The sequence below is a fragment of the Streptomyces tendae genome, assembly GCF_014650435.1.
Taxonomy (GTDB): Bacteria; Actinomycetota; Actinomycetes; order Streptomycetales; family Streptomycetaceae; genus Streptomyces; species Streptomyces tendae.
Genome location: NZ_BMUY01000049.1, coordinates 1 through 3196, shown reverse-complemented (window position 1 = coordinate 3196; position 3196 = coordinate 1). Strand labels below are relative to the sequence as shown.

Sequence of the window (3196 nt, the reverse complement as noted above, 5' to 3'; positions counted from 1 at the left end):
CGGGTGGTTGGTCGTTGTTTGAGAACTGCACAGTGGACGCGAGCATCTGTGGCCAAGTTTTTAAGGGCGCACGGTGGATGCCTTGGCACCAGGAACCGATGAAGGACGTGGGAGGCCACGATAGGCCCCGGGGAGTCGTCAACCAGGCTTTGATCCGGGGGTGTCCGAATGGGGAAACCCGGCAGTCGTCATGGGCTGTCACCCGCTGCTGAACACATAGGCAGTGTGGAGGGAACGCGGGGAAGTGAAACATCTCAGTACCCGCAGGAAGAGAAAACAACCGTGATTCCGGGAGTAGTGGCGAGCGAAACCGGATGAGGCCAAACCGTATACGTGTGAGACCCGGCAGGGGTTGCGTGTGCGGGGTTGTGGGATCTCTCTTCTGTTGTCTGCCGGCAACAGGACGAGTCAGAAACCGTTGATGTAGGCGAAGGACATGCGAAAGGTCCGGCGTAGAGGGTAAGACCCCCGTAGTCGAAACGTCAGCGGCTCGTTGGAGAGACACCCAAGTAGCACGGGGCCCGAGAAATCCCGTGTGAATCTGGCGGGACCACCCGCTAAGCCTAAATATTCCCTGGTGACCGATAGCGGATAGTACCGTGAGGGAATGGTGAAAAGTACCGCGGGAGCGGAGTGAAATAGTACCTGAAACCGTGTGCCTACAAGCCGTGGGAGCGTCGGACATCAAGCTTGCTTGGTGTCTCGTGACTGCGTGCCTTTTGAAGAATGAGCCTGCGAGTTTGCGGTGTGTTGCGAGGTTAACCCGGGTGGGGAAGCCGTAGCGAAAGCGAGTCCGAACAGGGCGATTTTAGTAGCACGCTCAAGACCCGAAGCGGAGTGATCTAGCCATGGGCAGGTTGAAGCGGCTGTAAGAGGTCGTGGAGGACCGAACCCACCAGGGTTGAAAACCTGGGGGATGACCTGTGGTTAGGGGTGAAAGGCCAATCAAACTCCGTGATAGCTGGTTCTCCCCGAAATGCATTTAGGTGCAGCGTCGTGTGTTTCTTGCCGGAGGTAGAGCACTGGATAGGCGATGGGCCCTACCGGGTTACTGACCTTAGCCAAACTCCGAATGCCGGTAAGTGAGAGCGCGGCAGTGAGACTGTGGGGGATAAGCTCCATGGTCGAGAGGGAAACAGCCCAGAGCATCGACTAAGGCCCCTAAGCGTACGCTAAGTGGGAAAGGATGTGGAGTCGCACAGACAACCAGGAGGTTGGCTTAGAAGCAGCCACCCTTGAAAGAGTGCGTAATAGCTCACTGGTCTAGTGATTCCGCGCCGACAATGTAGCGGGGCTCAAGCGTACCGCCGAAGTCGTGTCATTCATACAATAGGGCCAACGCCTGTATGGATGGGTAGGGGAGCGTCGTGTGCCGGGTGAAGCAGCCGCGGAAGCGAGTTGTGGACGGTTCACGAGTGAGAATGCAGGCATGAGTAGCGATACAAACGTGAGAAACGTTTGCGCCGATTGACTAAGGGTTCCTGGGTCAAGCTGATCTGCCCAGGGTAAGTCGGGACCTAAGGCGAGGCCGACAGGCGTAGTCGATGGATAACCGGTTGATATTCCGGTACCCGCTGTGAAGCGTCAAACATCGAGCATCGTAATGCTAAGGCCGTGAAGCCGCCCTGATCTCTTCGGAGTTGAGGGGAGTGGTGGAGCCGCCGAACCAAGCGGTTAGTAGGTGAGTGATGGGGTGACGCAGGAAGGTAGTCCATCCCGGGCGGTGGTTGTCCCGGGGTAAGGGTGTAGGCCGGTGTGTAGGTAAATCCGCACACCTTGTGGCTGAGACCTGATGCCGAGCCGATTGTGGTGAAGTGGATGATCCTATGCTGTCGAGAAAAGCCTCTAGCGAGTTTCATGGCGGCCCGTACCCTAAACCGACTCAGGTGGTCAGGTAGAGAATACCGAGGCGTTCGGGTGAACTATGGTTAAGGAACTCGGCAAAATGCCCCCGTAACTTCGGGAGAAGGGGGGCCACACCCGGTGACGAGTCTTGCACTCCGAGCTGGGGGTGGCCGCAGAGACCAGCGAGAAGCGACTGTTTACTAAAAACACAGGTCCGTGCGAAGCCGTAAGGCGATGTATACGGACTGACGCCTGCCCGGTGCTGGAACGTTAAGGGGACCGGTTAGTCACATTTCGGTGTGGCGAAGCTGAGAACTTAAGCGCCAGTAAACGGCGGTGGTAACTATAACCATCCTAAGGTAGCGAAATTCCTTGTCGGGTAAGTTCCGACCTGCACGAATGGCGTAACGACTTCTCGACTGTCTCAACCATAGGCCCGGTGAAATTGCACTACGAGTAAAGATGCTCGTTTCGCGCAGCAGGACGGAAAGACCCCGGGACCTTTACTACAGTTTGATATTGGTGTTCGGTTCGGCTTGTGTAGGATAGCTGGGAGACTTTGAAGCTCGCACGCCAGTGTGGGTGGAGTCGTCGTTGAAATACCAGTCTGGTCGTGCTGGATGTCTAACCTGGGTCCGTGATCCGGATCAGGGACAGTGTCTGATGGGTAGTTTAACTGGGGCGGTTGCCTCCTAAAGAGTAACGGAGGCGCCCAAAGGTTCCCTCAGCCTGGTTGGCAATCAGGTGTTGAGTGTAAGTGCACAAGGGAGCTTGACTGTGAGACCGACGGGTCGAGCAGGGACGAAAGTCGGGACTAGTGATCCGGCGGTGGCTTGTGGAAGCGCCGTCGCTCAACGGATAAAAGGTACCCCGGGGATAACAGGCTGATCTTCCCCAAGAGTCCATATCGACGGGATGGTTTGGCACCTCGATGTCGGCTCGTCGCATCCTGGGGCTGGAGTCGGTCCCAAGGGTTGGGCTGTTCGCCCATTAAAGCGGTACGCGAGCTGGGTTTAGAACGTCGTGAGACAGTTCGGTCCCTATCCGCTGTGCGCGTAGGAGTCTTGAGAAGGGCTGTCCCTAGTACGAGAGGACCGGGACGGACGAACCTCTGGTGTGCCAGTTGTTCTGCCAAGGGCATGGCTGGTTGGCTACGTTCGGGAGGGATAACCGCTGAAAGCATCTAAGCGGGAAGCCTGCTTCGAGATGAGGACTCCCACCCCCTTGAGGGGTTAAGGCTCCCAGTAGACGACTGGGTTGATAGGCCGGATCTGGAAGCACCGTGAGGTGTGGAGGTGACCGGTACTAATAGGCCGAGGGCTTGTCCTCAGTTGCTCGCGTCCACTGTGTT

General features: G+C 57.1%; 1 rRNA gene. It reads left to right on the top strand.

Features of this window, described 5'->3' with window-relative positions:
• Nucleotides 1-50 precede the first annotated feature (50 nt).
• Nucleotides 51-3174: ribosomal RNA gene (locus IE258_RS40325) — 23S ribosomal RNA — on the top strand.
• Nucleotides 3175-3196 lie beyond the last annotated feature (22 nt).